Annotated in this window: 20 protein-coding genes and 1 pseudogene; 13 read left to right on the top strand and 8 right to left on the bottom strand. The window is 65.1% G+C overall.

All coding sequences use genetic code 11. The features are described from left to right. Positions 1-7 precede the first annotated feature (7 nt). Genes AC5QPF_RS27585 through AC5QPF_RS27575 form a run of 3 tightly spaced genes read left to right on the top strand, consistent with a single transcriptional unit; the run spans position 8 to position 1,081 of the window. Entirely contained in the window at positions 8-190 is a 183-nt protein-coding gene (locus AC5QPF_RS27585) for a CPXCG motif-containing cysteine-rich protein (protein WP_489016154.1), read from the top strand. Then, the gene (locus tag AC5QPF_RS27580) at positions 190-450 is read left to right on the top strand and encodes a putative signal transducing protein (RefSeq protein ID WP_494960788.1); all 261 of its coding nucleotides are present in this window, start codon (positions 190-192) and stop codon (positions 448-450) included. Before AC5QPF_RS27585 ends, AC5QPF_RS27580 begins: the two co-directional genes overlap by 1 nt. A 10-nt stretch (positions 451-460) precedes the next feature. Continuing rightward, on the top strand, positions 461-1,081 hold the full coding sequence (locus AC5QPF_RS27575; protein ID WP_494960787.1) for an SOS response-associated peptidase family protein: 621 nt from the start codon (positions 461-463) through the stop codon (positions 1,079-1,081). 29 nt (positions 1,082-1,110) lie between these two features. Here the strand turns inward: AC5QPF_RS27575 and AC5QPF_RS27570 are convergent, their stop codons facing one another. Together AC5QPF_RS27570 and AC5QPF_RS27565 are read right to left on the bottom strand one after the other, a co-directional pair. Continuing rightward, on the bottom strand, positions 1,111-1,815 hold the full coding sequence (locus tag AC5QPF_RS27570; protein WP_494964264.1) for a methyl-accepting chemotaxis protein: 705 nt from the start codon (positions 1,813-1,815) through the stop codon (positions 1,111-1,113). A gap of 201 nt (positions 1,816-2,016) precedes the next feature. Beyond that, positions 2,017-2,073 (bottom strand): annotated as a pseudogene (locus AC5QPF_RS27565) (hypothetical protein); the annotation flags it as partial. Positions 2,074-3,410: 1,337 nt separating this feature from the next. Between AC5QPF_RS27565 and AC5QPF_RS27560 the strand changes: the two are divergent. Next, complete coding sequence (locus AC5QPF_RS27560; protein ID WP_494960786.1) at positions 3,411-4,229, top strand: M48 family metalloprotease; 819 nt, start codon at positions 3,411-3,413, stop codon at positions 4,227-4,229. Between the two features lie 77 nt (positions 4,230-4,306). Here AC5QPF_RS27560 and AC5QPF_RS27555 read toward each other — a convergent pair whose 3' ends face one another. From AC5QPF_RS27555 to AC5QPF_RS27535, 5 genes are all read right to left on the bottom strand, one after another. Further along, positions 4,307-4,891, bottom strand: a complete 585-nt coding sequence (locus AC5QPF_RS27555; RefSeq protein WP_494964263.1) for a TMEM165/GDT1 family protein — start codon at positions 4,889-4,891, stop codon at positions 4,307-4,309. Positions 4,892-5,144: 253 nt separating this feature from the next. Continuing rightward, positions 5,145-6,143 carry a methyltransferase gene (locus AC5QPF_RS27550; protein WP_494960785.1) on the bottom strand — a complete coding sequence of 333 codons (999 nt, stop codon included), beginning with the start codon at positions 6,141-6,143 and terminating at the stop codon, positions 5,145-5,147. 53 nt (positions 6,144-6,196) lie between these two features. Next, entirely contained in the window at positions 6,197-7,153 is a 957-nt protein-coding gene (locus tag AC5QPF_RS27545) for a 2-hydroxyacid dehydrogenase (protein ID WP_494960784.1), read from the bottom strand. A gap of 19 nt (positions 7,154-7,172) precedes the next feature. Then, positions 7,173-7,529 (bottom strand): MerR family transcriptional regulator, encoded by a 357-nt coding sequence (locus AC5QPF_RS27540; RefSeq protein ID WP_494960783.1) that lies wholly within the window; start codon positions 7,527-7,529, stop codon positions 7,173-7,175. 12 nt (positions 7,530-7,541) lie between these two features. Then, complete coding sequence (locus AC5QPF_RS27535) at positions 7,542-8,117, bottom strand: NAD(P)H-dependent oxidoreductase (protein ID WP_494960782.1); 576 nt, start codon at positions 8,115-8,117, stop codon at positions 7,542-7,544. 167 nt (positions 8,118-8,284) lie between these two features. Between AC5QPF_RS27535 and AC5QPF_RS27530 the strand changes: the two genes are divergently transcribed. The 9 genes from AC5QPF_RS27530 (at position 8,285) to qhpG (ending at position 23,048) form a co-directional block, all read left to right on the top strand. Then, positions 8,285-8,914, top strand: coding sequence for a LysE family transporter (locus tag AC5QPF_RS27530; protein ID WP_494960781.1), 630 nt, complete (start codon positions 8,285-8,287; stop codon positions 8,912-8,914). 138 nt (positions 8,915-9,052) lie between these two features. Continuing rightward, positions 9,053-10,735, top strand: a complete 1,683-nt coding sequence (locus tag AC5QPF_RS27525) for a long-chain-fatty-acid--CoA ligase (RefSeq protein WP_494960780.1) — start codon at positions 9,053-9,055, stop codon at positions 10,733-10,735. A gap of 323 nt (positions 10,736-11,058) precedes the next feature. Beyond that, positions 11,059-12,936: a DUF1302 family protein gene (locus AC5QPF_RS27520; RefSeq protein WP_494960779.1), complete on the top strand. Its 1,878-nt coding sequence runs from the start codon at positions 11,059-11,061 to the stop codon at positions 12,934-12,936. Between the two features lie 29 nt (positions 12,937-12,965). Then, the gene (locus tag AC5QPF_RS27515; RefSeq protein WP_494964262.1) at positions 12,966-14,330 is read left to right on the top strand and encodes a DUF1329 domain-containing protein; all 1,365 of its coding nucleotides are present in this window, start codon (positions 12,966-12,968) and stop codon (positions 14,328-14,330) included. Between the two features lie 270 nt (positions 14,331-14,600). Beyond that, positions 14,601-17,306, top strand: a complete 2,706-nt coding sequence (locus AC5QPF_RS27510) for a winged helix-turn-helix domain-containing protein (protein ID WP_494960778.1) — start codon at positions 14,601-14,603, stop codon at positions 17,304-17,306. Between the two features lie 163 nt (positions 17,307-17,469). Continuing rightward, a complete protein-coding gene (locus AC5QPF_RS27505; protein ID WP_494960777.1) occupies positions 17,470-19,371 on the top strand; it encodes a sigma 54-interacting transcriptional regulator in 1,902 nt (633 codons plus the stop codon). Then, positions 19,371-21,086: an ABC transporter transmembrane domain-containing protein gene (locus AC5QPF_RS27500; RefSeq protein WP_494964261.1), complete on the top strand. Its 1,716-nt coding sequence runs from the start codon at positions 19,371-19,373 to the stop codon at positions 21,084-21,086. Before AC5QPF_RS27505 ends, AC5QPF_RS27500 begins: the two co-directional genes overlap by 1 nt. Then, on the top strand, positions 21,079-21,744 hold the full coding sequence (gene qhpE / locus AC5QPF_RS27495; RefSeq protein WP_494960776.1) for a subtilisin-like serine protease QhpE: 666 nt from the start codon (positions 21,079-21,081) through the stop codon (positions 21,742-21,744). The genes AC5QPF_RS27500 and qhpE overlap by 8 nt, the downstream gene beginning before the upstream one ends. Further along, positions 21,741-23,048 (top strand): flavin-dependent monooxygenase QhpG, encoded by a 1,308-nt coding sequence (gene qhpG, locus AC5QPF_RS27490; RefSeq protein WP_494960775.1) that lies wholly within the window; start codon positions 21,741-21,743, stop codon positions 23,046-23,048. Before qhpE ends, qhpG begins: the two co-directional genes overlap by 4 nt. A gap of 108 nt (positions 23,049-23,156) precedes the next feature. On the opposite strand, the gene AC5QPF_RS27485 is transcribed toward qhpG, so the two are convergent. Further along, positions 23,157-24,650, bottom strand: a complete 1,494-nt coding sequence (locus AC5QPF_RS27485) for an aldehyde dehydrogenase family protein (RefSeq protein WP_494960774.1) — start codon at positions 24,648-24,650, stop codon at positions 23,157-23,159. Positions 24,651-24,668 lie beyond the last annotated feature (18 nt).

The raw sequence follows: 24,668 nt of genomic DNA, 5'->3' as shown, positions 1-24,668 counted from the left end.
GGCCGCGATGCTGGAAACTGCGTTCTACGATTGTCCTTATTGTGGCGAAGAGGTGGAGACGACCCTCGATCTCTCCGGCGGCGACCAGACCTATATCGAGGATTGCGCGGTATGTTGTCGTCCGATTGTCTTCATTCTGCAGGTGCATGGTGACGAATGGATGCTCGACGTGAAGCGCGAGGACGATTGATGCGGCGGATCTACGAACCGGAAAACCTGCTGGAGGCCGAAGTGCTGATCGGCATGCTCGGCAACGAGGGCGTCGAGGCGCACCTCGTCGGCCGCGACCTGCTGGGCGGCATCGGCGAGTTGCCGTTGCAGGGGTTGCTGGGTGTCGCCGTTGCCGATGACCAGGCCGAGTACGCACGACAACTGATCGCCGCGTACAATGCTGCCCTGCCGCTTCCTGGCGATGAGCCGGAGAGTTTCCCCGGAACGCTGATTTGCTAGGTTTCTCCTGATGTGTGGACGTTATGCCCTGTTCCGCTGGTCGCCGGCCTTTGCCGCGTTGCCCGGCTTTCCTGCTGGCCAGAAGGCGCAGTGGAACATTTCTCCTGGTGCCCAGGTGCTGATCCAGCGTCGCGAGGATGACCAGTTGACCCTGGCCCGCGCCCGCTGGGGCCTGACCCCGCCGTGGCTGACCGACCTTACCCGCACCCCCGCTCATGCCCGCGCCGAGACCCTGACCGACCAGCCGATGTTTCGCGAGGCCTTTGTAAAGCGCCGCTGCCTGCTGCCGGCCAACGGTTTCTACGAATGGCGCGGAAATGTGCGCAAGCGCCCGTACTGGCTGACGCCGGGTGAAGGTTCGTCGTTGTTCTTTGCGGCGATCTGGGAGGCGTATCCGGTGCAGGAACAGGTCTGGCTGAGCGTGGCGGTGGTGACCCAGGCGGCGATGAACCAGCGTCGGCCGCTGATCCTCGATGCGGCGGGGCAGGCGGCGTGGCTGGATCCTGAGACGCCGATTGCCGAACTGCATGGCCTGCTGGCGAGTCCGCCTGCGGCGTTGCGCGAGCGGGTGCTGGCGAATTTCGTCAATGATCCGAAGCTGGATGGGCCGGAGTGCCTGACTCCGGCGTGAATTGGGGCCGCTTTGCGGCCCCAATAGAGTTACACCCTGAACTGATTGATCAACCGCCGCTGCTGCTCCGCCAGCTTGGTCAACTCGGCACTGGCACTGCTCGACTCATCGGCACCACCCGCCACCTCATTGGCCACCTGGCCGATATTGATCACGTTGCGGTTGATGTCCTCGGCTACTGCGCTCTGTTCCTCGGCGGCACTGGCGATCTGGGTGTTCATGTCGTTGATCACCGACACCGCGCGGGTGATGCTTTCCAGCGCATCAGCGGCCTTTGCCGCCTGCTGCACGCTGATATCGGTCTTGCCCTGGCTGTCCTCCATGACCCGCACCACGTCGCGGGTGCCTTGCTGCAACTGCTGGATCATCTGCTGGATTTCTTCGGTGGCCTGCTGGGTCTTCTGCGCGAGGTTGCGCACTTCGTCGGCGACCACGGCGAATCCACGACCCTGCTCGCCGGCACGGGCCGCCTCGATCGCTGCGTTGAGGGCCAGCAGGTTGGTCTGCTCGGCAATGGCGCGGATCGCCACGAGGATGGCATTGATGTTCTCGCTGTCCCGAGCCAGGGTCTGCACCACGCCGACCGCGCGGCCGATCTCGTCGGCCAGGGCGGCGATGGAGTGAGAGGTATCACGGACGATGGACAGGCCCTGGTTGGCGGCCTGATCGGCATTGCTCGCGGCCTGGGCGGCGTGGGTGGCATTGCGCGCCACGTCCTGGGCGGTGGCGGTCATTTCGTGCACTGCCGTGGCCACCAGATCGATTTCCGCCATCTGTTTATGCACGCCCTGGTTGGTGCGGATGGCGATGTCGGCGGTGTGCTCCGACGAGTCGCTGACCTTCTGCACCGAGGCGACCACCTGGCTGATCATGGTTTGCAGCTTGCCCAGGAAGGTGTTGAAGCCTTTGGCGATGGAGCCCAGTTCGTCCTGGCGATCGCTGTGCAGGCGTCGGGTAAGGTCGCCTTCGCCCTGAGCGATGTCGTCGAGCATCGCCACCATCTGCCGCAGCGGACGGGCGATGCCGTGGGCCAGCAGCCAGATCACCAACAGGCCAAGGGCTGCGATGGCCAGGCCGACCAGGGTCATGCCGGTGATATCGGTGCGGCGCTGGTCGCTGAGGTCCTTCTGCAGTTTTTCGGCATCGGCCATCACTACGTTCAACGGCAGGTCCAGCAGCAGGGTCCAGCGCGATGCGGTCTCTCCGATCTGGAACGGCAGGAGCAGGCGGATCTGGCCGTTCTCGTTGTCCACTTCATAGACTGGCGCGTCGCCCGTTACCTTCTTGAGGCTGGCGGCGTCGGCGGCGGGCAGCACGTCACTGGCTTTCTCACCGAACTTGCTTTCGTCCTTGGTATAGGCGACCAGGCGACCGTTGTTGGCAATCAGCGCCAGTTCGCCGGCGCCGTTGTACAGTTGGCCGTCTGCGGCCTTGAGCAGGTCCTGGATGAAGTTCACCGACAGGTCGGCGCCGACGATGCCCTGAAACTTGCCGTCGATCATGATCGGCTGGATGAAGGACGCGAGCATCACCATCTTGTCGCCCACCTTGTAAGGGGCCGGGTCGATGGCGCAGGCGCGCTTGCTTTCCTTCGAGCACAGGTAGTACTCGCTGGCGCGTACGCCAGTGGAGAGCAGGGTGTCGTTGTTCAGGTCGACCAGTTTTTCCAGGCCAAAGCTACCGTCGGTGTTGCGGTACCACCAAGGCTGGAAGCGGCCGTTGGCCGGATCGATGCCCTCCACGGCGGTGCCGATGTAGCTGGCGTCGTCATGATCGACGGCATTCGGCTCCCAGGCGACGTAGGTGCCCAGCAGCAGCGGGTTGTCCACCAGGCTCTGCTTGAGCAGGCTGATCAGTTGGCTGCGGTCGACTTTCAGGGCGGGATTGCCGGCGGCGTCCTTCATGCCCAGTTGCGCGTTGGTGGTGGCGATACCGCGGGCCACCAGCAGCGGCGCTTCGAGGCGGCGCAGGATCTGGCTGGCCTGGGTCTGGGCCAGGGCGGTCAGGCGCTGCTCGATGATCGTGCCGAACTGCTCCTGTGTTCGTTTCTCCACCAGGTCCTGGGTCCGGGCTCCGGAAAACACCGCGTACAGCACCAGGGCTGCGACGATACTCAACACGATAGCGCCCGCCAGGGCGGCAACGGAAAACTGGATCGACTTGAACTTCATTGAGGGCTCCGAGCGCGGGGAAAAGTCGCCTAGCCCCCGTAATATCGGCGTGAAACCGATAAAGCATTAGTGGGTCAGAGAGAAATCTTTGCTTACGGTTATGGCGCGATCAGGCGCGCCGTCCTAGGATACGGCCCACCTCAGAAGGGAGTTTTTACATGCGTAGATTGGTTGTTGTCGGTGCCCTGGGCGCTTCGATCCTGCTGGCCGGTTGCCAGGCGGTGAACACCACCAGTGGTGGAGCGGTCGGTGTCGAGCGCAAGCAATATATGTTCAGCATGCTGTCGACCGACCAGGTCAACCAGATGTATGCCCAGTCCTACCAGCAGACCCTGGGCGAAGCGACCAGTAAGGGCGTGCTGGACAAGACCAGCACCAACGCCAAGCGCGTCCAGGCCATCGCCGACCGCCTGATCGCCCAGGCTCCGCAGTTCCGTCCGGACTCGGCGCAATGGCAGTGGGAGGTCAACCTGATCAAGAGCGACGAGCTCAATGCCAACTGCGGTCCTGGCGGCAAGATCATTTTCTATACCGGCCTGATCGATAAGCTGAAGCTGACTGATGACGAGATTGCCGCCGTGATGGGCCATGAAATCGCCCACGCCTTGCGCGAGCATGGTCGTGAAGCCATGTCCAAGGCCTACGGCATCCAGATGGCCCGTTCCGGCGCCGGCGCCCTGCTGGGTCTGGGCGAAGACAGCCTGCAACTGGCCGATACCGTGGTCCAGTACAGCCTGACCCTGCCCAACAGCCGCAGCAACGAGAACGAAGCTGACCTGATCGGCCTGGAACTGGCCGCCCGCGCCGGCTACAACCCGAATGCCGCGATCACCCTGTGGAACAAGATGGCCCAGGCCTCGGGTGGTGCGTCGCAGCCGGAGTTCATGAGTACCCACCCGGCGTCGGATAGCCGGATTGCTTCGTTGCAGGCGGCGATTCCGAAGGTGATGCCGCTGTACGAGCAGGCCAGGAAGTAAATCTCCAAGACTGCACGGACCCTGTGGGGGCTGGCAAGTCAGCTCCCAAAGGATTTTGTGCAGTTCTCGCTATTGCGTCAGCCCACCCAGCCGCTGGCCTGCATCGCCGAATACACCGCGATCACTGCCAGCACCACGAAGGCACTCGCCGCCAGGCGACGAATCAGGGTCAACGGCAGTTTCTCCGCTGCGAAGTTGCCCGCCAGTACCACCGGCACGTTGGCAATCAGCATGCCCAGGGTAGTACCGATGATCACCATGATCAGGTGCGGGTACTGCGCCGCCAGCATCACCGTGGCCACCTGGGTCTTGTCGCCGATCTCCGCCAGGAAGAACGCGATCAGCGTGGTCAGGAACGGCCCGAAGCGCCGCGCGGTGCTGGCTTCGTCATCGTCCATCTTGTCCGGGATCAGCGTCCACGCCGCCGTGGCGAGGAAGCTCGCGGCCAGGATCCAGTGCAGCGTGACATTGCTGAAGAAACTGCCGAACCAGGCACCCACGGCACCGGCGGCGGCATGGTTGGCGAGGGTCGCGGCGACGATACCGGCGATGATCGGCCACGGCTTGCGGAAGCGCGCGGCGAGAATGAGGGCAAGCAGCTGCGTCTTGTCGCCAATTTCGGCGAGCGCAACGATTGCAGTGGGGACAAGCAACGATTCCAGCATCAGGATTCCTACGGGGGCGGGTCGACACGGCTATGACACGTACAGCCTTCCCGCCCCGGGTAAGGTGTGCGTGTCATAGGTCTTGTCAAACCCTGGATCCGTCTGATGCGGACCGTGGGTCGTGCGCGCCATGGTCTGTGGACCAAGTATGTTGACGTCGCACCTTGCGAGCAGGGCGCTCGCGGGAGACTACTCCCCTAGGACGGAGCGGATTCTGCCTACGTGGATTCGTTTGCGCAAGTGCTGTTTTTCAGCCGCGCAGCGCCCGGTAGATCTTGAATCCGTCGGCCTGGGCACGCGTTTCGCAGTTGCCCAGTGCTGCTTCGATCAGTGGTGGATAGCGCAGGAAGCTGTTCGCAACAAGGCGCATTTCACCGCCTTTTTTCAGATGATCGGCGGATTTTTTCAGCAGGTTCTCCGACGCCTGATAGTTGGTGTGGACTCCGGTGTGGAACGGCGGATTACTCAAAATGAGATCGAGTTCGCAGGGTGCGGCGTCGATCCCGTCACCGGCGATCACCTCGCCTTCCAGACCGTTGGCCGCCAGGGTCAGGCGACTGCTGGCAACGGCGAAGGCATCGACATCGAGCAGGGTGACCCGGTTCTGTGGATAACGTCGCTTGACGATCGCCCCGAGCACGCCTGCACCGCAGCCGAAGTCGAGGACATGCCCGCTCGGCAATCCGTCCAGATGCTCCAGCAACAGCGCAGTGCCACGGTCCAGGCGGCCATGGCTGAACACGCCCGGCAGGCTGACGATGTTCAGCGGGCCATCGTCCAGCGGTAGTTCGAAGCGCAGGGCCAGGCTTTCCAGCGACTGTGCCGCCGGTGGGTTATCCACAGTCACCTGCCACAGCTGGCAGTGCCGCGCACTGTCCAGCTTGCGCGGCTTGCCGAAGGCGTGCAGTTGTTTCGCCGCCCCCTCGATGCCGCCGCGTTTTTCCCCGACCAGGAACAGCTGGCGTCCGCCCAGGCGCGAAGCGAGGGCGTTGAGCAGGTAGTTGGCGAGGTCACGGGACTTGGGCAGGAACAGCACGGCGGCGTCGAAGGGTACCTCCGGTACGTCGACGCCGAAGTGGCTGCGGCCCGGGAAACGGGCATCGAGAAGTGCCTGGTCGCCGGCATGCCAGCACCAGCCATGGGCCTGTGGAAAGCTGCCCGGCAGACTGTCCGCCGGCAACCCGGCGAGCAGCAGCGGGCCGGTGAACAGATCGGCCTGACGAAGCAACACTTCACTGCGCGGGTCCATGGACGGCGGCTCCTGAGAAAAAAGGGGCGAATTCTAGCAGAAGCCGGCGTGCCTCAGCTGACCATGCGGCGCGGGGTGCCGGCGAGGAAGGCGCGGGCGTTTTCGGCGAGCTGGTCGACGATGCGCTGCCGTGCTTCTACCGCGCCCCAGGCGCTGTGCGGGGTGACGATCAGGCGTGGGATGTCGCCGGCCAGCAGCGGGTTACCGTTGACCGGCGGCTCCACGGTCAGCACATCGGTGGCTGCGCCACCGAGATGACCGGCACGCAGGGCGTCGGCCAGAGCCTGTTCGTCGATCAGCCCGCCGCGGGCGGTGTTGACGATGAAGGCGCCGGGCTTGAGCAGGGCCAGTTGCGCTGCGCCGATCATGTTGCGGGTGTTGTCGTTGAGCGGGCAGTGCAGGGTCAGGGCGTCGACCTGGGGCAGCAGTTCTTCGAGGCTCAGACGGTCTTCACGGGGTGGGCGGCCGGGCAACTGGCCAAGCAGCACACGCATGCCGAAGGCCTGCGCCAGGCGCGCCACCGCGCCGCCCAGTTCGCCATGGCCGAGCAGGCCGAGGGTCTTGCCTTCCAGTTCGACGATGGGGAAGTCCAGCAGGCAGAACTGCTTGGCCTGGTTCCATTTGCCGGCGGCGACCGCCTGCTGGTAGTCCGCCAGGCGCGTGGCCAGGGCCAGTAGCAGGGCGAGGGTGTGTTGCGCCACCGACGGCGTGCCGTAGCCCTGGCAGTTGCTGACCACGATGCCTTGCTCGCGGGCGGCTTGCAGATCGATATTGTTGGTCCCGGTGGCGGCCACCAGGATCAGCTTGAGGTCCGGGCAGGCGTTGAGCACTGCGGCGTCCAGCACGACCTTGTTGCTGATGGCCACACTGGCGCCTTGCAGGCGTTCGACAACCTGGTCGGGGGCACTCGCCGGGTGCACGTCGAGGCGCTCGAAGCAGGCGTGCAAACCGCCCAGGTCAAGGTCGCCCAGGTCCAGCGAGCTGTGATCGAGAAAGACGGCGTGGGTCATGGCGGGGCTCCCGGGAAATTCAGAGATGGAAACAGCTATCGGAAATCTGCTGCAGGCTGGCGTCGAAGGCCTGCAATTCGCCGAGCTGGCGCTGCAACTCGTCGATCCGCTGCTGGACCTGCACGCTCTTCATGGCGATGGCGGCGCGGATGTCGTCGCGGCGGGTCTGGCCGTCGGCCATTAGAGCCTGCATCTCCTTGAGGGTAAAGCCGAGCTTCTGCGCGCACTTGATCAGTACCAGCAGCTCGACGGCGTGCTGGTCGTAGACGCGGTAGCTGCCCTGGCGCCGGGCCGTGGACAGCAGGCCGATGCTTTCGTAGTGGCGGATGGTCTTGATGGTGGTGCCGGAAAGACGGGCGGCTTCGCCGATGAACATTGCACTTCCTTGTCAGTGCAGGGCCAGCGTGCGGGTCTGGTCCAGCCAGGACTGGCGTCGCTGCGGGGAGGAATGGAGGACCGGCCCGAACGTTAGCGTCTTTCCCGTGCGGATGCCACAGAACGCCAGGGTGGTGCGGCGCATCTGGTGCAGGCCGGGCATGGCCTGGAACCAGCGGTAGTACCAGGGCGGGGTGTCCATGGTCACCAGCAGGTGGGCGTGGCGGCCGGCCAGGAGTTTTTCCGGGAAGGGCGAGCCGGTCTTGTAGCGAAAGGCGAAGCCCGGTTGCAGGATGCGGTCGAGAAAGCCCTTGAGCAGGGCGGGTACGCCGCCCCACCAGATCGGGAACACCAGCACCAGGCGCTCGGCCCAGAGGATCGCCTGCTGGGCGGCGAGCAGGTCGGGTTCAAGGGGTTGCTCGACACGGTAGCCGTGGTGCAGGACGGGTTCGAAGTCCAGTTCGCCGAGGCTCAGGTGACGGACGTCGTGACCGGCTTCGCGGGCGGCTGTGGCGTAGTGCTGGGCGAGGGCGGCGCAGAGGCTGTCGGGGGAGGGGTGGCCGAGGAGGATGAGGATGCGTTGGGTCATGGCGCCGGATCCGGGGGGAAAGGGCGGCAGGCTAAAGGTTGACCCTTGGGGGAGAGTCAATAGGGTGATTGGCACATCCCCCTGTGGGAGCTCAGGTCGGGCCTGTTGTAACAATGTGTGAGCGGTTAAGGTACGTCCCCTCGATCGTTACCAGGAGCCGCTCCCCCATGTACTGGGCAGAATTTCTCACCGTCGCGCTGATCCACCTGCTGGCCGTCGCCAGCCCCGGCCCCGACTTCGCCGTGGTCGTGCGGGAAAGTGTTACCCATGGCCGTCGCGCGGGAACCTGGACCGCCTTCGGCGTCGGCACCGCGATCTTCCTCCACGTCGGCTACTCGTTGCTGGGCATCGGCCTGATCGTGTCGCAGTCGATCATGCTGTTCAACGCTCTCAAATGGGCCGCTGCGGCCTATCTGGTCTATATCGGCTTCAAGGCCCTGCGGGCCAAGCCGGCTGCGGCGGGCGCCGAGTCGGTGCAGGTTTCCACGGCCGAACGCACGCCGCGTGCGGCCTTCGTCGCCGGGTTCATGACCAATGGCCTCAACCCCAAGGCCACGCTGTTTTTCCTGTCCCTGTTCACTGTGGTCATCAACCCGCACACCCCGTTGCTGGTCCAGGCAGGTTATGGCGTCTACCTGGCCCTGGCCACCGGCCTGTGGTTCTGCCTGGTCGCCCTGCTGTTCAGCCAGGCCCGCGTACGCGCCGGCTTCGCCCGCATGGGCCACTGGTTCGACCGCACCATGGGCGTCGTGCTGATCGCCCTCGGAATCAAGATCGCCTTCAGCGAGATCCGCTGAACAGAGGGACCGAACGGCATGACCGTTCGGTCGAAAGACGGTCAAATCATTCCTTTGGCTGATTTGACCGGCGTTGCCCCGTTCTAGAGTAAGGACAGCTTTGTCCATGCCCCGTGCAACTCCAGAAAAGGGATTCCCATGTTGCAGACTCGTGTCATTGCTCCCGCCGAGGGTGCGTATCAGTTTCCGCTGCTGATCAAGCGCCTGCTGATGTCCGGCAGCCGCTACGAGAAAACCCGCGAGATCGTCTACCGCGACCAGTTGCGCTACAGCTACCTGACCCTCAACGAGCGCATCGCGCGCCTGGCCAACGTACTTACCGAGGCCGGGGTCAAGGCCGGCGACACCGTGGCGGTGATGGACTGGGACAGCCATCGCTACCTGGAGTGCATGTTCGCCATCCCGATGATCGGCGCCGTGGTGCACACCATCAACGTGCGCCTGTCGCCGGAGCAGATCCTCTATACGATGAACCACGCCGACGACCGCTTCGTGCTGGTCAACAGCGATTTCGTCGGGCTCTACCAGGCCATCGCCCCGCAACTGACCACGGTGGAGAAGACCCTGCTGCTCACCGACGGCCCGGACAAGAACGCCGAGCTGCCCAACCTGGTCGGCGAGTACGAGCAACTGCTGGCCGCCGCCAGCCCGCACTACGACTTCCCGGATTTCGACGAAAACTCGGTTGCCACCACCTTCTACACCACCGGCACCACGGGCAATCCCAAGGGCGTGTACTTCACCCACCGCCAGTTGGTGCTGCACACCATGGGCGTGGCCACTGTTACCGGTAGCATCGACAGCGTGCGCCTGCTCGGCACCGACGACGTGTACATGCCGATCACCCCGATGTTCCACGTGCATGCCTGGGGCATCCCTTACGTGGCCACCATGCTCGGGCTCAAGCAGGTCTATCCCGGGCGCTACGAGCCGGACATGCTGGTGCGCCTGTGGCGCGAGGAAAAGGTCAGCTTCTCCCACTGCGTGCCGACCATCCTGCAGATGCTGCTCAACTGCAAGAACGCCCAGGACGTCGACTTCGGCGGCTGGAAGATCATCATCGGCGGCAGCGCGCTGAACCGCGCCCTGTACGAGGCGGCCAAGGCCCGCGGCATCCAGCTGACTGCGGCCTACGGCATGTCCGAGACCTGCCCGCTGATCTCCTGTGCCCACCTCAACGAAGAACTTCTGGCCGGCAGCGAGGACGAACGCACCACCTACCGGATCAAGGCCGGGGTGCCGGTGCCGCTGGTGGAAGCGGCGATCGTCGATGGCGACGGCAACTTCCTCCCGGCCGACGGCGAGTCCCAGGGCGAACTGGTGCTGCGTGCGCCCTGGCTGACCATGGGTTACTTCCGCGAGCCGGAGAAGAGCAAGGAACTGTGGGCCGGCGGCTGGCTGCACACCGGTGACGTCGCCACCCTCGATGCCATGGGCGTGATCGATATCCGCGACCGCATCAAGGACGTGATCAAGACCGGCGGCGAATGGATCTCCTCGCTGGATCTGGAAGACCTCATCAGCCGTCACCCGGCAGTGCGCGAAGTGGCCGTGGTCGGCGTCGCCGATCCGCAGTGGGGCGAGCGCCCGTTCGCCCTGCTGGTGGTGCGCGAAGGCGCGAGCATCGACGCGCGGGAACTCAAGGAACACCTCAAGCCGTTCGTGGAGCTGGGGCACATCAACAAGTGGGCGATTCCGAGCCAGATCGCCCTTGTTACCGAAATTCCCAAGACCAGTGTCGGCAAGCTCGACAAGAAGCGCATTCGCCTCGACATCATCGAGTGGCAGGCCAGCAACAGCGCATTTCTTTCCACCCTGTAAGTCGCACCGGCTCGCGCCTTGACCGGTGCGAGCCGCGTTCCAGAGGCTTCGCGGCCTTGTGAAATGAAAAATATCAGCCATCCTTGCCCGGCCAGTCTTCGTATCGCCGCCTGGGCGGTGCCACGAACGAGGGGGATGTGCAAATCACACTTTAGAGGGATCAAGCACTACTACCTGCTGGCTATAGTCGGGCCAGGGGATTTCGGGGACGGGGAATGCGCATGCAGCGCACACCGACTTGCGGCCTGCCAGCACTGGCGTCGATCGGCCCGTTTCTTTGAAGGACTCACTGCCATAAAAATAAAGTACATGGAGTAGCGTCGATGACATCAGTAAATCTGTTCTGGCGCCGGGCGAAACTGCCCCTGGCCGTCAGCCTCGCTTCTACGCTTGCAAGTCCTGCATTCGCGGTCAGCTTCAACATCGGGGAGATCGAGGGGAGTTTCGACTCGTCGCTGTCGGTCGGTGCCAGCTGGTCGACACAAAGCCCGAACAAGAACCTGATCGGGGTGAACAACGGTGGCAAGGGCCTGTCGCAGACTTCCGACGACGGTCACCTGAACTTCAAGCGCGGTGAAACCTTCTCGAAGATCTTCAAGGGTATCCATGACCTCGAACTGAAGTACGGCGACACTGGCGTCTTCGTTCGCGGCAAATACTGGTACGACTTCGAACTGAAGGATGAAAGCCGGCCGTTCAAGGACATCAGCGACTCCAATCGCAAGGAAGGCGCCAAGTCTTCCGGCGGGCAGATTCTCGACGCGTTCGTCTACCACAACTATTCCATCGCCGACCAGCCAGGCTCCGTGCGTTTCGGCAAGCAGGTGGTGAGCTGGGGTGAAAGCACCTTCATCGGCAGCGGCATCAACGCCATCAACCCGATCGACGTGTCCGCGTTCCGTCGTCCGGGTGCCGAGGTCAAGGAAGGCCTGATCCCGGTCAACATGTTCTACATCTCCCAGAGCCTGACCGACAACCTGTCGGCCGAGGCCTTCTACCAGCTGGAGTGGGACCAGACCGTAGTGGATAACTGCGGTACGTTCTTCTCGCAGCCGGACATCATTGCCGATGGCTGTACCGACAACCTGCGGGTGCTGTCCAGCAGCCGTTCGCTACCGGCATTGCAAGTAGCCGGTCTTCGCGCAGCGGGCATCGATATCAACGAAGAAGGCGTCAAGGTTGGCCGCGGTCCGGACCGTGACGCCCGTGACAGCGGTCAGTTCGGTGTCGCACTTCGCTACATGTTCGAGCCGCTGAATACCGAGTTCGGTCTTTATGCGATGAACTACCACAGCCGTGCGCCGATCTTCAGTGCTACCGGTGCGTCCCGGGCAGCCTATACGGCTGCAGGAGCCGCGGGGCAAGCCGCACCGATCATCGTGGCGGGCAACTCCAAGTACTTCGTCGAGTATCCTGAGGATATCCGCCTTTACGGCCTGAGCTTCTCGACTACGTTGCCAACCGGTACCGCATGGAGCGGTGAAATCAGCTATCGCCCCAACGCGCCGGTACAACTCAACACCACCGACATTCTTTACGCCGGTGTGCGCAGGCTGGGTGGCCTTTATAGCAATGCCTCGCTGCTCAATGGTGTACCGGGCGAAGACCTCCATGGTTATCGCCGCAAGGAAGTCACCCAACTGCAAACCACCTTCACGCACTTCTTCGATCAGGTGATGGGCGCTAGCAGGTTGACCCTGGTGGGCGAGGTCGGCATGACCGTGGTTGGCGGTCTGGAAAGCAGCGACAAGCTCCGCTACGGTCGCGACCCTATCTTCGGGCCAGGTCCGTTGCCTGCCACCGGTCCTGCAAACACGTGCTCGGCGATTCTCAACACCGGCACTATCAATGGTGCCGGCGCAGGCGCCTCTACCGATAACCGCAGCCGCTACTGCGAGGACGACGGCTATACCACGCGCACTTCCTGGGGCTACCGTGCCCGCGCCATCTGGGACTACCCGGACGTGTTCGCCGGTGTGAACCTCAAGCCAAGCATCGCCTGGTCCCACGACGTCGACGGCTACTCGCCAGGCCCTGGCGGCAACTTCGAGGAAGGTCGCAAGGCCGTCAGCCTCGGCCTGGACGCCGACTACCTCAACACCTACACCGCCAGCCTGTCGTACACCAACTTCTTCGACGGCAAGTACAGCACCGTGGATGACCGCGACTTCGTCGCCCTCAGCTTCGGCGTGAACTTCTAAGCGCATTATTCAGGAAGAAGAACATGACCATGAAAAGCACCAAGACTTTGCTCAAAGCCGGCGTACTGGGCCTGTCCCTGCTGGCGAGCAGCGTGATGGCGGCGGTCTCCGCCGACGAAGCGGCCAAGCTGGGCACCAGCCTGACCCCGATGGGCGCGGAAAAGGCCGGTAACGCCGACGGTTCCATCGGCGCCTGGGAGCCGCTGTCCAAGACCGCCGGCGCCGTCGATGCCCGCGGTTTCCTGTCCGACCCGTACGCGGCCGACAAGCCGCTGTTCACCATCACCGCGCAGAACGTCGACCAGTACAAGGACAAGCTGTCCCCGGGCCAGGTGGCGATGTTCAAGCGCTACCCCGAGACCTTCAAGATCCCGGTGTACAAGACCCACCGCGGCGCCACCGTGCCGGACAACGTCTTCGCCGCGATCAAGAAGAACGCCACCGAGACCACCCTGGTCGAGGGCGGCAACGGCCTGAACAACTTCCAGGTCGCCGTGCCGTTCCCGATTCCGAAAAGCGGCGTCGAGGTCATCTGGAACCACATCACCCGCTACCGCGGTGGCAGCGTGACCCGCCTGGTGACCCAGGCCACGCCGCAGCAGAACGGCAGCTACAGCCTGGTGTACTTCAAGGACCAGTTCGTCTTTCGCGACCAGATGAAGGACTTCGATCCGAAGGATCCGGGCAACGTGCTGTTCTACTTCAAGCAGGAAGTGACCGCGCCGGCACGTCTGGCCGGTAGCGTGCTGCTGGTGCACGAGACCCTCGACCAGGTCAAGGAGCCGCGCAAGGCGTGGGTCTACAACGCCGGCCAGCGTCGCGTGCGCCTGGCGCCGCAGGTCTCTTACGACGGTCCGGGTACCGCAGCCGACGGCCTGCGTACCTCCGACAACCTCGACATGTACAACGGCGCGCCAGACCGTTATGACTGGAAGCTGGAAGGCAAGAAGGAGATGTACATCGCCTCCAACAGCTACAAGCTGGACTCGCCAACCCTGAAGTACGCCGACATCATCAAGGCTGGCCACATCAACCAGGACCTGACCCGCTACGAGCTGCGTCGCGTGTGGCACGTGGTGGCGACCCTGAAACCGGGCCAGCGCCACATCTACGCCAAGCGTGACTTCTACATCGACGAGGACACCTGGCAAGCCGCAGTGATCGACCAGTACGACGGCCGCAATCAGTTGTGGCGGGTTTCCGAGGCCCACGCTCAGGACTACTACAACGTCCAGGTACCGTGGTACACCCTGGAAGCCATCTATGACCTGCAATCCGGTCGTTACCTGGCGCTGGGCATGAAGAACGAGGAGAAGAGTTCCTACGACTTCGGCTTCACCGCGTCCAAGGCTGACTTCCAGCCGGCCGCCCTGCGTCAGGCGGGTGTGCGTTAAGGTCTGAGCTATTCCGTGTGATCCCCCAGAACGCCCCGGCTTGCCGGGGCGTTCTGATTTTCGGTGACACAGTTCATCAGAAAAATCCCTTCTCCCTCTCGGATTAACTCCCGAGACATATCATTCATTGCCGCCAATCAATGTTGTCCTTGTTGCTTCTTGTTGTAGTCTTTTTTTGCCTACCTGCGGCAATCGCCTTCAAATGTGCCGGTTAAACCGCTAGTCTGCGGCAATCCCTGTCGCCGAGATTTTCCCAGGAAAGAGCCGGCCATGACCGACCTGTCCAGCACGCAAGGGTTCACCAGCCAGACCGTGTCCGCGCTGGAAGGACGCTTCTACCGGCCACCGCTGCCCGACGGGCATGTGCCGCGGGCGCGCCTTTGCCAGCGTTTGCAGGCCGGGCTCGGTGGTCGCCTGTTGCTGGTCAACGCACCGGCCGGATTCGGCAAGAGCTCCCTGGCGGTGGAGTTCTGCCAGGGCCTGCCTGCGCAGTGGCGCAGCCTGTGGCTTGGCCTGAGCAGGCGCGACGCGGACCCGGGGCGTTTTCTCGAACGCCTGCTCGAAGGCCTGCAACAGCATTGCCCGAGCCTCGGTGCCCAGGCCCTCGGCCTGCTGAAGATGCGCCAGCGTCACCAGCCTTTCGCCTTCGAGGAATGGCTCGACGGCCTGCTCGACGAACTGGCGGTGCACCTGCACAACGGTGCGCCGATCCTGCTGGTGCTGGACGACTACCACCTGGCCCAGGGCCCGGTACTCGACCGCTGCCTGCAGTTCTTCCTCAATCACTTGCCGCCCGGGCTGGTACTGCTGGTCACCAGCCGCCTGCGCCCGGACTGGCACCTGGCGCGCCTGCGCCTGTCGCGACAGTTGCTGGAGCTGACCGAACAGGACCTGCGCCTGACCCCCGACGAATCCTTCGCCGTGCTCGGCCAGCATCCCTCGCTCCTGCGTGGCCAGGCGCTGGACAATCTGGTCCAGCGCAGCGACGGCTGGGTCGCCGGCCTGCGTTTCTGGCTGCTCGCGGCGACCGAGTCCGGGGCCGACAGCGCCTTGCCCCAGGCCCTGCATGGAGGCGAAGGGCTGATCCGCGACTACCTGCTGGAAGAAGTCATCGACTGCCTGCCGCCCGAGGTGCAGGCCTTCCTCAACGACACCGCCTGTCAGGACCGTTTCTGCGCCGACCTCTGCGATGCCCTGCGGGAAAGCCACGACAGCGGCGAGATCCTGCGTTTCCTGCAATCGCACCAGGTGTTCCTCGTGCCGCTGGACGAGCACGGCTACTGGTTCCGCTATCACCACCTGTTCTCCGACCTGCTGCGTACCCGCCAGGCCAGCTTGCCGCTGTCCAGCCTGCACCTGCGTGCCTGCCGCTGGTTCCATGGCCAGGGCCTGCTCGACGAGGCGGTGGAACAGGCGTTGCGCGCCGGGCATCTGGACGTGGCCGCCAACCTGGTGCAGAACCTCTCCGAAGAGCAACTGCTGGCGGAACAGAACGTTGGCATGTTGCTGCGCTGGAAGATGGACCTGCCCGACAGCCTGCTGATCAGCACGCCGCGGCTGATCGTGCTGTACAGCTGGGCCCTGGGCCTGGCCTGCCAGCTCGATGCGGCGCAGGAACTGGCTAGCCATCTCAGCCGTTTCCTGCCGGCGCCGTCGGCCACCGCGCAGAAGTCCATGCTGGCCCAGTGGCTGGCATTGAGCGGGATCATCGCCCGTGGCCGCGGTGACCGTGAGCGCACCCGCTCGTACTGCGAGCAGGCTCTGCAAAGCCTGCCGCACAAGCGTTACGGACAGCGCCTGATGTGCCTCTCGACCCTGTCCAACCTGGCCATCGCCGACGCCGATTTCTGGCGCGCCCGGGGCTGGAACCGGGAGGGACTGGAGCTGGCGCAGCGGGTCGGCAATCCGTTGTTCGAAGCCCTGGCCCATTACGACCGCGCACGGGTGCTGCATGCCCGTGGCGAGGTGCTGCGGGCCATGGACGAGGTGCGCCAGGGGCTGCACCGCTTGCGCGGGTTGTCCTCGCAGCGGCTGTATGCGGTGCGGGCGCGCTTGATGCTTTATGAAGGTTATCTGCTGGTGGGGCGCCTGCAGGCGGACGTCGGCCGCAGCCGCTTGCGTGCGGGCCTGATCGAGGCCCGTGCCTGTCGCGATATCAGCGTGCTGATCGGCCATTGCGCCCTGGCCACCCTGGACGGGCGCGAAGGGCGTTTCGCCGAGGCCTTCGCCGAACTGGCCGAGGCCGAGCGGCTGATGCATATCTGGGACGTACCGCCGATCTTCTACCTGGCCATGATCACCCTGGTGAAATGCGAGCTGTGGCTGGCCCAGGGGCGCAACGACCTTGCCGAGTCCTGGCTGTTGCGTCTGAGCCAGACTTACGGCGGTCAGCAAGCCGCAGCGGCGCCGGAGTTCCATCCGTTGCTGCCTTTGCATATCGAATTGCAGCAGGCGCTGCTGGAGCAGGCCCAGGGGCGTGCGGCCCAGGCCGGGCAGCGTTTGCAGGCGCTGGTCAATCGGGGTCAGGCCAGTGGCGGCCAGTTGCTGTGCGTAAACGCCTTGTGCCAGGCGGTCGGCCTGGCGTTGGGGCTCGGCGACCAGGCGCAGGCGCGCGAGCGACTGGCCTTGGCACTCGATGCCGCGCGGGGCGGGGCGTTGCAACCGTTCCAGCGCCTGCTCGCCGAACATCCCGAGTGGTTGCGCGAACAGCTCCAGGCCCAGCCGTCCAGCCCGATTCAGGGCAGCCTGCTGGCGTTGCTGCCCGCCCAGGAGAGCGCCAGCGCGGAAACCCTCAGTGTGCGCGAGCATGCGGTGCTCAAGCTGATTGCCCAGGGTTGCTCGAACCAGGAAATCAGCGAGCAGCTGTTTATCTCCCTGCATACCGTGAAGACCCACGCCAGCCATATCAACAGCAAGCTCGGCGTGGAGCGGCGCACCCAGGCGGTGGCCCGGGCCAAGTCGCTGGGGCTTTTGTAACGGCGTTATACTCGGAAACCTGGTTTACCCACCTCAGTGGGCTGGACATCAATCCTGTGGGAGCGAGCAAGGTCTTCACGTGCGCAGTACCGCGTAAGGAAGTGTTACCAACGGATTCTGGCGCAGGTCTTGCTTGTATCGGATAACCGATCCGGAGCCGCCGATGAGCACAATAAAAACAGCCCCGACCTCGAACCCCCGCCTTGCCCGCGAACGCCTGTCCGTCGAGGGCCAGTTGCCCGACGGTTTCCTGCGTGCCGAAATCGATGCCTCCTGGCGCCGCAGCCTCGGCCATGGGGTCACCGGTAACGCCAGCCAGGAAGTCGCCCTGACTTCCGCCGCCAGCCTCGACCTGCTGCTGGCCAGCAACCGTCCGCTGCTCGACGCCGCCAGTGCCGAACTCGACTACCTCGGTGCACGCCAGGGACAGGACAGCCTGATCATCCTCGCCAACGCCGACGCCACCATCCTCGCCATCCAGGGCGAGTCCGGCGTGCTCCGGCAGCGCGGCCTCGGCGATATCGCCCCCGGTACCTGCTGGAGCGAGGCGAGCCGCGGTACCAATGCCTTGGGTACCGCGCTGGTGGAGGCGCGCACGGTGCAGATCGACTGCGGCGAACATTTCCTCGAACGGCTCAGCGATTTTTCCTGTACCTCGGTACCGATCCATTGCCCGCAAGGCGAGCTGTTCGGGGTTCTCGACCTGACTCGCCAGGGCCCCCTCGGTCGCCTCCACGACCGCACCGCGCTGCTGGCGCTGGCGGTGATGCAGATCGAAAGTCGGTTGTTTTGCAACAGTTTCCCCGAGCAGATCGTCCTGGCGTTCCACAGCCGTCGGCAGTACCTCGACTCTTGCTGGCAGGGCCTGCTGGCGGTGAGCCTGGACGGGCGAATCCTCGCGGCGAGCAACCAGGCTTGCCAATTGCTGCGCAGCGACCGCGCCAGCCTGGTCGGTCAGCGCTGCGACAGCCTGCTGGGCCTGCGCGTCGAGCAGTGGCTGGCGCGCCTGCAAGCGGGCCAGATCGATAGCATCGAGACCGCCAAAGGCGCCTTCCACTACAAGGCGCTGCACTTGCCACCGCGCTCCATCGCCGTGTCGGTGCCCGCCATCCTCAACCGCCCCGCGCCAGCCTCGACCACGCCCTCGCTGGAAACCCTCGCTGCTGCCGGCAGTCGTTTCGCCCGCACCCTGCGCATGGCCCGCCAGGGCCTGGCCAGTGACCTGCCGGTGGTGCTGCTGGGCGAAACCGGCAGCGGCAAGGAAGTGGTGGCCCGCGCCCTGCATCAGGACAGCGCCCGCGCCGGCAAGCCGTTCATCGCGGTGAACTGCGCGGCGATTCCCGAAGGCCTGATCGAGTCGGAACTGTTCGGCTACCGCGAGGGGGCCTTTACCGGTTCGCGTCGCGGCGGCATGGTCGGGCGCTTGCAGCAGGCCCACGGCGGCACGCTGTTCCTCGATGAAGTCGGCGACATGCCGCTGGCGTTGCAGGCCCGGCTGCTGCGAGTCCTGCAGGAGCGCAAGGTGGCGCCTCTGGGCGCGGCACAGGAGCAGGACCTGGACATCGCTCTGATCTGCGCCACCCACCGCGACCTCAAGCAGCAGGTCGCCGACCAGCAGTTCCGCGAAGATCTCTACTACCGCCTCAACGGCATCAGCGTGAAGTTGCCGGCCCTGCGCGAGCGCGACGACCTGCCGACACTGATCGGCAGCCTGCTGGCCCGCCTCGGCGGCCAGGGCGTGCGCCTGTCCGATGAGCTGGCGCGGCTGTTCGGCGCCTATCACTGGCCCGGCAACATCCGCCAACTGGAGATGAGCCTGCGCCTGCTGCTGGCGATGCGCGAGGACGGCGAGCAGGTGCTCGACCTCGACCATCTGCCGGACAACCTGCTCGACGAACTGCGCAGCGGCGCACCCCAGGCGAAGGCGGAAAACCTGCGGGACCACCAGTTGGACCTGATCCGCCAGGCCCTCGACCGTCATCATGGCAATGCTACGGCCGCCGCCGCTGCACTGGGCATCAGCCGCGCCACGCTGTACCGCAAGCTCAAGCAGATGACGCCGTGATCCAGCGTCTGCTCAGTCGCCTGATCGAGCATCAGGATCGGCCCGCCGTGCAGGACGCCCTGCACTGGCTGTACGGCTTTATCCGCCCGCACCGGCTGGCCATCGCCGGCTTGCTCGGCCTGTCGATGTGCGCCACCGCGCTGGTGCTGGTGCAGCCCTGGCTGACCAAGCTGCTGATTGACGATGGGCTGCTGGCCAAGGACTTCCCGAAGCTGGCGCTGATCGCCGGGCTGATGGTCCTCGCCGGCATTCTTGGCACTTTGCTGTCCGGCCTCAACCGCTACCTGCACACGCGCTTGTCCGGGCGTATCCTCTTCGCCCTGCGCGACGCCCTGTATCGCCATCTGCAACGGTTGTCGCCGAGCTTCTACGGGCAGCGCCGCCTGGGTGACCTGATGTCGCGGCTGGACGGCGACGTTGCGGAGATCCAGCGCTTTGCCGTGGATTCGCTGTTCTCCGCGGTGTCCAGCGTGATCGGCCTGGTCTGTGCCCTGGGCATGCTGCTGATGCTGTCGTGGCAGCTGTCGCTGCTGGCGCTGCTGCTGATCCCGCTGGATGTGCTCTGGCTACGCTGGATGCGGCGCAAGGTGGAGCGCGAAGTGCGCCAGTTGCGCGAGCGCTCGGCCGATGTCTCGTCATTCCTGGTGGAAACCCTGCCGGCAATGAAGTTCATCCAGTCCGCGGGCCAGCAGCAACGCGAGGCGCGGCGTCTCGACGGCCTGGGGCAGGGCTACATGAGTCAGTTGCTGCGCCTGCAGGTCACCGAGTTCTTCACCCAGGCGGTGCCCGGGACGCTGACCTCGCTATCCCGCGCATGTGCCTTTCTGGTGGGCGGTTACTGGGTGGTGCAGGGCACGTGGCAACTGGGGGCGTTGATTGCCTTTTCCACCTACCTGGGCATGGCAGTAGGGCCGGTGCAGAGCCTGCTCGGCCTGTATGTGGCGGTGCAGCGGATGAGCGTCAGCCTGGGGCGGGTCATGGAGTTGCGTGGTGTCGCTCCGGAGGTGGAAAGCCCTGTCCAGGCTGCGCCGATGCCGGGGCGCGGCGACCTGGAACTGCGCGGCCTGTGCTTCGCCCATCCGGGGCGACCACCGCTGTTGCAGCAGGTCGATGCGCATATCCCCCACGGCTGCAAGGTGGCCCTGAGCGGCATGTCCGGCGCCGGCAAGTCGACCCTGATCGACCTCCTGCAACGCTTCTACGATCCCCAGGCGGGGCAGATCCTGCTGGGCGGCGTCGACCTGCGTGAGCTCGATTTGCAGGCCCTGCGTCAGCGCGTGGCGGTGGTCAGCCAGGATATCGTGCTGTTCCGCGGCAGCCTGGCCGACAACCTGGCCTACAGCGCGCCGGACGCCAGCCGTGAGGCCATCGCCGAGGTCGCCCGCCTGGCACAGCTCGACGGCCTCATCGCCAGTCTGCCGGAGGGCCTGGACAGCCCGCTGGGCGAGCGCGGCCAACAATTGTCCGGCGGACAGAAACAACGTATCGCCATTGCTCGCGCATTGCTCCAGAATCCCCTGCTGCTGGTGCTGGACGAAGCCACCTCACAAGTCGACGAAGACACGGAGCGAGAAGTGATTGCCGCGATAGACCGATTGTTTGCCGAGCGGACCCGGATCCTGGTCAGCCACCGCCCTTCGACCCTCGCCAATGCCGACCTGCACCTGGTGCTGCGGGACGGCCAGTTGCGGGAGCGGGAGGCCGGGCATGTCTGAGGTGAGCATCGGCGTGGTGGACAGCGGTGGTCCTCTCGACCGTCTGGCCGGAGCCCAGCGTTTCCAGTTGGCGGCGGTCGGCGTCAGCGAACAGCCGGCGCGGGAGGATGCGCTGGGGCATGGCACGGCGGTGGTCGAACTGATCGCGGCCGGTGCCGGTGACCTGCCGATCCATGTCGCCCAGGTCTTCGACGAGCGTGGCATAACCAGCGCCCTGCAGGTGGCCGCGGGCATCGAATGGCTGGTGATGCGTGGTGTGCGCCTGATCAACCTCAGCCTCGGTCTGCGTGAAGATCGCCCGGCGTTGCGCGAGGCCTGCGTGGCGGCTCAGGATGCCGGTGTGCTGATCTGCGCCTCGACCCCGGCCCAGGGGTTGCCGGTGTATCCCGCCGCCTATCCGGGTGTGCTGCGCATTACTGGTGATGCCCGTTGCCAGCGCGATGAATGGAGCTGGCTGGACAGTCCCCAGGCCGATTTCGGCGCGTGCGTGCGGGCCAAGGAGAGTCCGCTGTCCGGTGCCAGTTTCGGTTGCGCGGCGCTGACCGGGCAGATCGCCGCGTTCCTTCGTGAGCAGCCCCATGCCACCAATGCGCTGGTAATGGCCTGGCTGCTGCACAATGCGCATTATCGTGGTCGTGAATATCGGGGTCGTGCTTGAAATCCATTGTCGTACTCGGTGCCGGCCCGGCGGGCGCGGTGGTTGCCCTGGGGCTCAAACGTCTTGGCTACGACGTTCGGGTCGTCAGCGAGTGGCGTCGCTTCGCCGCGCTGGAGGGGGTCTCGCAGCGGGTCCTGGAAGCGCTGCGCAGCACCGGCCTGCAGCAGGCGCTGGCGGTGGCCGGCGAGCCTTCGCGGCGGCATGCGCGCTGGAACAGTGAGGCGCAGAGCCGCAATGTCGAGTTCCTGCTGGATCGTCCGCGGTTCGACCAGGGCTTGCGTGACGACCTGCGCAGCGCCGGGATCGAGGTGATCGAGGCACGGGTGCTCGGGGTACGCGTCGAGCAGGGTCGCAGCTTGATCGAACTGGACGGCGCGCCATCCCTCAACGCCGATTTCCATGTCGAAGCCCGGGGCCGGCAGGCGCCGCAACATGACAAATCCATCGCTCGTGCCGCGCGTGGGCCGGAAACCCTCAGCCTGCTCAACCGCTGGCAGGGCCCGCCAGGCAAGAGCGCCAGCGCCGTGGAGAGCCAGCCTGACGGTTGGGTGTGGATGGCCCGTCAGGCCGATGGCCGTTGCTACTGGCAGTGGACCCTGGATGTCGCCGCCACGGCCTTGCCGGACAAGGCCGCGCTGCTGGAGTTCTGCCGCGAGAAACGCTGGCAGTCGCCCTTGGCCCGGGCCTTCTTCGATACCGACCAGGAACAGGACCTTGAACTGCATGCCCGTAGCAGCACGGCGATCCTTGCGCCGCTGTGCGGTGGCGACAACTGGCTGCGGGTCGGGGATGCGGCGATGGCGGTGGATCCGCTGTCGGGCAACGGCATCTTCCAGTCCTTGTCGTCCGCCTTGCAGGCGCCGGCCGTGATCAACACCCTGCTGACCCATCCCGAGCGCCGCGAGCTGGCGCTGCGTTTTCATCAACAGCGGATCGGGCACCTGTTCTGGCGCTTTGCCCGTCTGGGGCGGGACTTCTACCTGGAGGAGCGGCGCTGGGCCGATGAGCCTTTCTGGCAGGCGCGCCGGGAGTGGCCGGATGCCGAGCCGGTGCATGCCGAAGCGGATTTCTCCAGCCTGCGGGTAGAACAGGCGCCCGTACTGCGCGAGGGTTTGGTGGACCTTGCGCAGGTGGTGATCAGCCCCGATCAGCCACTGGGCATCTGGCACCTGAATGGTGTGGAACTGGCGCCGCTGGTGAGCCGGTTGCGCACCGAGCCTGCGGAGCAAGTACTGGAGCCACTTAGCCCGGAACAGCAGCGCTACCTGCGCAGCTGGCTGCTGAGCCAGGGCTACCGCCCCTAGACAAAGCGCAAGTGCGACACGGACCCCAGGTTTTTGGATCAGGCACCAGACCCTCGTTTCGTGTTGATCGGCCCCGATCAGCCACCGAGGATCTGCTGCCTGAATGCTTCAAAGCTTGATCAACACCGACTTCACCTCGGTGTAATGCTCGATCGCCGCCGCCCCCATCTCGCGACCGACGCCGGACATCTTGTAACCCCCGAACGGCAGCGCCGGATCCAGCGCGCTGTGGCAGTTGACCCACACCGAGCCGGACCTGATCTTCGGAATCATCCGATGCACGGCACCCAGGTCATTCGACCAGATACTCGCTCCCAATCCATACGGACTGTCATTGGCCATGCGCAGCGCCTCTGCCTCGTCATCGAAGGGCATGGCCACCAGCACCGGCCCGAAGATTTCTTCCTGCACCAGCGGATGCTTCTGGTCCACGTCGACGATCACCGTCGGCTTGACGAAATACCCCGGCCCGAACTGCTCGCCACCACAGGCGATGGTTGCGCCGCTGCCTCGACCCTGCTCGATATAGTCGAACACGCGCTTCTGCTGGCGCGCGGAAATCAGCGGGCCCATCTGCACGCTCGGGTCCAGGCCGTTGCCCAGCTTCATGGCGTTGGCGATGCCGGCGATATCCGCCACCACGTTGTCGAAGTGCTTGCGGTGCACGTACAGGCGCGAGCCGGCGCAGCACACCTGGCCCTGGTTGAAGAAGATCGCTTGGGCAGCGCCGGCAGCGGCGGTGGACAGGTCGGCGTCGGCCATGACGATGGTCGGCGACTTGCCGCCCAGCTCCAGGGTCACCCGGGTCATGTTGTCCATGGCGATCCGGCCGATCTGCTGGCCGACGGCGGTGGAGCCGGTGAAGGTCAGCTTGTCCACCCGCGGGTCGCGGGTCAGGGCATCGCCGGCGACGGCACCGGTACCGGTGACCACGTTGAACACGCCGGCCGGGTAGCCGGCTTCCAGCACCAGCTCGGCCAGCTTCAGCGCGCTCAGCGGGGTTTCGTCGGCGGGCTTGAGCACCACGCTGCAACCGGTGGCCAGGGCCGGGCCGAGTTTCCAGCAGGCCAGCAGCAGGGGGAAGTTCCAGGCGACGATGGCACCCACCACGCCCACCGCCTCGCGGCGGATGAAACCGTGGAATTCATCGGTCGGCATCAACGGCATCGACACATCGACGGTATGCCCCTGGACCTTGGTCGCCCAGCCGGCCATGTAGCGCAGGAAGTCGATGGACAACTGCACGTCCATCACCCTAGCCACCACCGCGCTCTTGCCGTTGTTCAGGCATTCCAGCTGGGCCAGGACCTCGGCATCGCGCTCCATCAGGTCGGCGAGTTTCCACAGCAGGTTCTGCCGTTCCCGCGGACGGGTGCGGCTCCAGGCCGAGTCATCGAAGGCCTGGCGCGCGGCGCCCACGGCCCGGGCGACATCGGCAGGCGTCGCCGCCGGCACCTGGCACAGCACGTCGCCGGTGGCCGGGTTGCGCAGGGTCAGGCGTTCGCCGTCGGCGGCCTCGACCCAGTCGCCGCCAATCAGCATGGTCGGCGCGCGTCGGATAAAGGCCTCGACGGCCGGGTGCAGGGGGGCAGGGGTGGACATGGGCAGACCTCGTTCTTG

It is taken from the genome of Pseudomonas sp. Con_6, from assembly GCF_059379395.1.
Note: the sequence above shows the minus strand (reverse complement) of the source record. Positions and strands in the feature narration are given on the sequence as shown.